Genomic DNA, 6086 nt, shown 5'->3' with positions numbered 1-6086 from the left:
GGGGGAGCTACCCCGCCCACCCCCCCATTTCGCCCCCGAGGGCGGGAAACCCCCACCAGAGGCGCCCACCCCAGTCCCACTGGAACGGGGGGGGGGGGTGGTAGAAAAAGAGAACGGCACCTACCCCTCCGCCAAGACCACAGCGGACGCGACCCCCGCATCGTGGCTCAACGAAACATGCCACCCCCGCACCCCCAGCGCCTCCGCCCGCGCGGCCACCGTCCCGGACACCCGCAGCCGCGGCTGCCCCGACTCCTCCACGTACACCTCCGCGTCGAGCCACCGCAGCCCGGGCGGAGCCCCCAGCGCCTTGGCGAGCGCCTCCTTCGCGGCGAAGCGCGCGGCGAGCGAGGCGACGCCCCGCCGCTCGCCGCTCGGCAGATACAACTCCCCCTCCAGGAAGAGCCGTCCGCTCAGGCCGGGCGTCCGCCGCAGCGACCCCGCGAACCGGTCGATCGAGGCCACATCGATCCCCACCCCAATAATCACGACCACACCCCACGCCCACGACACACAACCGGCACACCGAACATGCCCGGAAGCGTACGACCCCTCAGGCCCACCCGGCCGAGGGTGACGCACCCCACCCGCACCCTTGTTCAAACAGCCGTAACAATGGACTGTGATCTCTCCGGTCTCATCGCTGCCCCAGGGCGCCCACCGGCACAAGCCGGAGGCGACCCCGTACGTCGACCTCACCCGTGACGAGTGGAGCGCGCTGCGCGAGAAAACGCCGCTGCCGCTCACCGCGGAGGAGGTCGAGAAGCTCCGCGGCCTCGGCGACGTCATCGACCTCGACGAGGTGCGCGACATCTACCTCCCGCTGTCCCGGCTGCTCAACCTCTACGTCGGCGCGACCGACGGCCTGCGCACCGCCCTGAACACCTTCCTCGGCGACACGGGCGAGAAGGGCTCCCAGGCCGGTACGCCGTTCGTCATAGGCGTCGCCGGATCCGTCGCCGTCGGCAAGTCGACCGTGGCCCGCCTCCTCCAGGCGCTGCTCTCCCGCTGGCCCGAGCACCCGCGCGTGGAGCTGGTCACCACGGACGGCTTCCTGCTGCCCACCAAGGAGCTGGAGGCCCGCGGCCTGATGTCGCGCAAGGGCTTCCCCGAGTCGTACGACCGCCGCGCCCTCACCCGCTTCGTCGCCGACATCAAGGCGGGCAAGGACGAGGTCACCGCCCCCGTCTACTCCCACCTCATCTACGACATCGTGCCCGGCCAGCGCCTCACCGTCCGCCGCCCTGACATCCTCATCGTCGAGGGCCTGAACGTCCTGCAGCCCGCGCTGCCCGGCAAGGACGGCCGCACCCGCGTCGGCCTCGCCGACTACTTCGACTTCAGCGTGTACGTCGACGCGCGCACCGAGGACATCGAGCGCTGGTACCTCAACCGCTTCCGCAAGCTGCGCGCGACCGCCTTCCAGAACCCCTCCTCGTACTTCCGCAAGTACACCCAGGTCTCCGAGGAGGAGGCGCTCACCTACGCCCGCACGACCTGGCGGACCATCAACAAGCCGAACCTGGTGGAGAACGTGGCCCCGACGCGCGGCCGCGCCACGCTCATCATCCGCAAGGGCCCGGACCACAAGGTGCGCCGCCTGAGCCTGCGCAAGCTCTGATCCCGGTGTCAGGGCCGCGTTAAGGTGCGGGCATGCTCCATCTGCGCCTGATCACCCCGGCGGACAGGACCGACGCCGTGGTGCGGCTCATCGAGAGGACGCCCGGCACCACGCACCTCGCCGTGGTGCCGGGTGCCGCCCGCAACCCCGCGGGCGACATCGTCATGTGCGACGTCGCCCGGGAGGCGGGCGACGAGCTGCTCGGCGGCCTGCGCGCCCTCGACATCGACAAGCACGGCTCGATCGCCCTGGAGAACATCGACCTGTCGCTGTCCCTGCGCGCCGACAAGGCGGAGGACGAGGCGCCGGGCGAGGGCGCGGACGCGGTCCTGTGGGAGCACCTGACGGACGCCACGCACGAGGAGTCCACGCTCTCCGTCACGTACGTCGCCTTCATCACGCTCGCCACGATGATCGCCGCCTGCGGCGTGGTCCTCGACAACGCGATCCTGATCGTGGGCGCGATGGCGGTGGGCCCTGAGTTCGGCCCGCTCGCGGGCTTCTGCACGGCGCTCGTGCAGCGCGCCCCGCGCCTGGCGCTGCGGTCCCTGATCGCGCTCATCGCGGGCTTCGCGGTCGCCATGGTGGTGACGGTGGGCTTCAGCTTCTTCATGGACGCGGTGGACCTGTTCCACGATTCCCAGCTGAAGGCCGAGCGGCCCAACACCAACTTCATCTACCGGCCCGACTGGTTCTCCTTCGTCGTGGCCGTCCTCGCGGGCGCCGCGGGCACCCTCTCGCTCACGTCGGCGAAGTCGGGGGCGCTCGTCGGCGTCGCGATCTCGGTGACGACGGTCCCGGCGGCGGCGAACGCGGCGGTCGCGTTCAGCTACGACGAGTACCGCCAGGCCTGGGGCTCCACCGAGCAGCTCCTGCTCAACCTGCTCGGCATCGTCCTCGCCGGTACGCTCACGCTGCTCGCCCAGAAGCTCCTCTGGGCGCGCCAGCGCGAACGTACCGCGAAGAAGCTCGGCGTCTCCTAGCCGAGCGCGGACTTCACCACGTCGGCCAGGCGCCCGGCCACGGCACGGGCCTGCTCGATGTCGGCGGCCTCGACCATGACGCGCACCAGCGGCTCGGTGCCGGAGGAGCGAAGGAGCACCCGGCCGGTCTCCCCGAGCTCGCGCTCGGCGTCGGCGACGGCGCCGGACAGCTCGGCGGAGGTCTTCACCCGGGACTTGTCGACGTTGGGAACGTTGATCAGGACCTGCGGGAGGCGCTCCATCACGGACGCCAGGTCCTTCAGGCTCCGGCCCGTCTCGGCGACGCGCGCCGCGAGCAGCAGGCCGGTCAGGGTGCCGTCGCCGGTCGTGGCGTGGTCCAGGACGATGACGTGCCCGGACTGCTCGCCGCCGAGCGCATAGCCCTGCGCCTTCATCTCCTCCAGGACGTAGCGGTCGCCGACGGCCGTCTGGACGAGCCGGAGGCCCTCCCGCTCCATGGCGAGCTTGAACCCGAGGTTCGACATGACCGTCGCGACAACGGTGTCGTGCCGCAGCACGCCGCGCTCGCGCATGCCGAGGGCGAGCACCGCCAGGATCTGGTCGCCGTCGACCTCCGCGCCCGTGTGGTCCACGGCGAGGCAGCGGTCGGCGTCGCCGTCGTGCGCGATGCCGAGGTCGGCGCCGTGCTCGACGACGGCGGCCTGGAGCTGGGCGAGGTGGGTGGAGCCGCAGCCGTCGTTGATGTTCAGGCCGTCCGGCTCGGCGCCGATCGTGATGATCTCGGCACCGGCCCGCGCGAACGCCTCCGGCGACACCCGCGAGGCGGCGCCGTGCGCCTCGTCGAGGACGATCTTCAGCCCGTCGAGGCGGTTCGGCAGTACGCCGATGAGGTGCGCCACGTACTGGTCGAGCCCTTGGTCGTACGACGTCACGCGGCCGACGCCCGCGCCGGTGGGCCGCTCCCAGGGGGCGCCGGTGCGGTGCTCGTCGTAGACCGACTCGATGCGGTCCTCGAGCTCGTCGGCGAGCTTGTGGCCGCCGCGGGCGAAGAACTTGATGCCGTTGTCCGGCATGGCGTTGTGGCTGGCGGACAGCATCACGCCGAGGTCGGCACCCAGCGCACCGGTGAGATGGGCCACCGCGGGGGTGGGCAGCACACCGACGCGCAGGACGTCCACGCCCGCGCTGGCCAGGCCCGCGACCACCGCGGCCTCGAGGAACTCCCCGGACGCCCGCGGGTCACGTCCGACCACCGCTTTGGGGCGATGGCCCTCGAAGGTCCCCGCTTCGGCGAGCACGTGCGCCGCGGCGACCGAGAGACCGAGCGCGAGCTCCGCCGTCAGGTCCGCGTTGGCGACACCGCGCACACCGTCCGTGCCGAAGAGTCGTCCCACTGGTGTCCTCCATTGCGTTCCAGCAGGCGCCGCCCCGGGCGCCCGCCACTGGGGTGCCTAACAAGAACGCCCCGGCAGCACACAGGTGCCGCCGGGGCGAACAAGAAGTACAAACAGGCAGCGATTAGCGCTTGCTGTACTGCGGGGCCTTACGGGCCTTCTTGAGACCGGCCTTCTTGCGCTCGACCGCACGGTCGTCGCGCTTGAGGAAGCCGGCCTTCTTCAGCGGGCCGCGGTTGTTGTCCACGTCGGCCTCGTTCAGGGCGCGGGCGACACCGAGACGGAGCGCACCGGCCTGGCCGGAGACGCCGCCACCCGCGATGCGGGCGATGACGTCGTAGCGGTCGTCGAGCTCGAGCACCTTGAAGGGCTCGTTGACTTCCTGCTGGTGCACCTTGTTCGGGAAGTAGTCCTCGAGGGTGCGACCGTTGATCTTCCACTTGCCGGAGCCCGGAACGATCCGGACGCGGGCGATGGCGTTCTTGCGACGGCCCAGGCCGGCGGCCGGCTGCGGGTCGCCGAAGCGCGCGGCGTTCGACTCCGAGGTGTAGTCGCCCTCAACGGGCGCCTCGGACTCGGTGGTGTACGACTCGATGTCGATGTTCTCAGCGTTCTCGTCGAGCGGCTGCTCAGCGGTGGTCTCGGCCACGATGCTCCTCAGATTCTTTTTCGTCTTTGGGGGTGGCCGGTACTACTGCGCGACCTGGGTGATCTCGAACGGGACCGGCTGCTGAGCGCCGTGCGGGTGCTGGTCGCCCGCGTAGACCTTCAGCTTCGAGAGCATCTGACGGCCCAGGGAGTTCTTCGGGAGCATGCCCTTGACGGCCTTCTCGATGGCCTTCTCGGGGTTCTTCTCGAGCAGCTCGTCGTAGCGGACCGAGCGCAGACCGCCCGGGTAGCCCGAGTGGCGGTACGCCATCTTCTGGGTCCGCTTGTTGCCGGACAGGTGCACCTTGTCCGCGTTGATGATGATGACGAAGTCACCAGCGTCGACGTGGGGGGCGTAGATCGGCTTGTGCTTGCCGCGCAGCAGAGTGGCGGCGGTGGTGGCCAGACGGCCCAGGACGACGTCCTGAGCGTCGATGACGTGCCACTGACGCGTCACATCGCCGGGCTTGGGGCTGTACGTACGCACGGTTCGTAGCCTTCGCTTCTTCAGAGGTGGGTCTCCCCTGACGATCCAGTGAGACCGCGGGGAGGGGTCCTGACAAGGCCACCTCGGACGATGGACGACAGCCTTGGCGGACATCGGTGACGCAACCGAGTCCTGCCGCTGGTCATCGGCCCGGTGGGCCGGTGTAAGAGCCCCTCACGTGAGAATGAGAAAGCCAATACACATAACGAACAGGCAGGATACCGGGGGTCCCCCTGACGGGTCAAAACGACCCCTGGCCGAGGGCCTCCCGCAGGCCACCCCCGCCCCCTCCGGCGGGAATCTCCCACCCACTCGTTCACTGCCAACCGGCCGGCCACCGTCGACGCCCCACGCGCGCCACCAGGCGCGGCGGCCTCTCCCACCCGCCCACCCGTCTACTGCCGACCAGCCGGTCACCGTCGACGCACCACACCACCCCGAAGCACCACCAGGCACCGCGGGCCACCCCCGCTACCGCGGCGGCCTTTCCCACCCACCCGTTTACTGCCGACCAGCCGGTCACCGTCAGCGCACCACGCGACTCCGAAGCGCCATCAGGCGCCGCGGGCTACCGCCGCTACCGCGGCGACCTTTCCCCACCCACCCACCCGTCTACTGCCCACCAGCCGGTCACCGTCGACGCACCACGCGACTCCAAAGCACCATCAGGCGCTGCGGGCCACCGCCGCTACCGCGGCGACTCTTCCCCCACCCACCCACCCGTTTACTGCCCACCGGCCGGTCACCGTCAGCGCACCACTCGGCTCCCCAGCGCCATCAGGCGCTGCGGCCCGGCAGGGCGGGCAAGGCGCCTCTACCGCGGTGGCTTCTCCCCACCCGCCGCACCCGCCGACGGCGTGCAACCCCCACCAGGGGCCTCCACCCCGCGGGACGCTGGAAACGGGCGGGCGGGTGGGAAAGAAACCGCCGACCCACACCCGCCCCCCCCCCCCCCCCCCCCCCCCCCCCCCCCCCCCCCCCCCCCCCCCCCC

At 71.0% G+C, this 6086-nt stretch carries 6 protein-coding genes; 2 read left to right on the top strand and 4 right to left on the bottom strand.

Annotated elements, in window-relative coordinates:
- Positions 1–120 precede the first annotated feature (120 nt).
- Complete coding sequence (locus ACFWZ5_RS44110) at positions 121–489, bottom strand: holo-ACP synthase (RefSeq protein WP_384805859.1); 369 nt, start codon at positions 487–489, stop codon at positions 121–123.
- A 133-nt stretch (positions 490–622) separates the two neighbouring features.
- On the opposite strand from ACFWZ5_RS44110, the gene coaA reads away from it, so the two are divergent.
- Entirely contained in the window at positions 623–1621 is a 999-nt protein-coding gene (gene coaA / locus ACFWZ5_RS44105) for a type I pantothenate kinase (RefSeq protein ID WP_384805861.1), read from the top strand.
- A gap of 32 nt (positions 1622–1653) precedes the next feature.
- On the top strand, positions 1654–2604 hold the full coding sequence (locus ACFWZ5_RS44100; RefSeq protein WP_384805864.1) for a DUF389 domain-containing protein: 951 nt from the start codon (positions 1654–1656) through the stop codon (positions 2602–2604).
- Here the strand turns inward: ACFWZ5_RS44100 and glmM are convergent.
- The 3 genes from glmM to rplM form a co-directional block, all read right to left on the bottom strand.
- On the bottom strand, positions 2601–3959 hold the full coding sequence (gene glmM / locus ACFWZ5_RS44095) for a phosphoglucosamine mutase (protein ID WP_384805866.1): 1359 nt from the start codon (positions 3957–3959) through the stop codon (positions 2601–2603). The genes ACFWZ5_RS44100 and glmM overlap by 4 nt on opposite strands.
- Before the next feature lie 124 nt (positions 3960–4083).
- Entirely contained in the window at positions 4084–4608 is a 525-nt protein-coding gene (rpsI, locus tag ACFWZ5_RS44090) for a 30S ribosomal protein S9 (RefSeq protein ID WP_384805868.1), read from the bottom strand.
- 42 nt (positions 4609–4650) lie between these two features.
- Positions 4651–5094 (bottom strand): 50S ribosomal protein L13, encoded by a 444-nt coding sequence (gene rplM / locus ACFWZ5_RS44085; RefSeq protein ID WP_384805870.1) that lies wholly within the window; start codon positions 5092–5094, stop codon positions 4651–4653.
- Positions 5095–6086 lie beyond the last annotated feature (992 nt).

It is taken from the genome of Streptomyces sp. NPDC059003, from assembly GCF_042740445.1.
Classification (GTDB): domain Bacteria; phylum Actinomycetota; class Actinomycetes; order Streptomycetales; family Streptomycetaceae; genus Streptomyces.
This window is presented reverse-complemented; position numbering and strand designations above follow the sequence as displayed.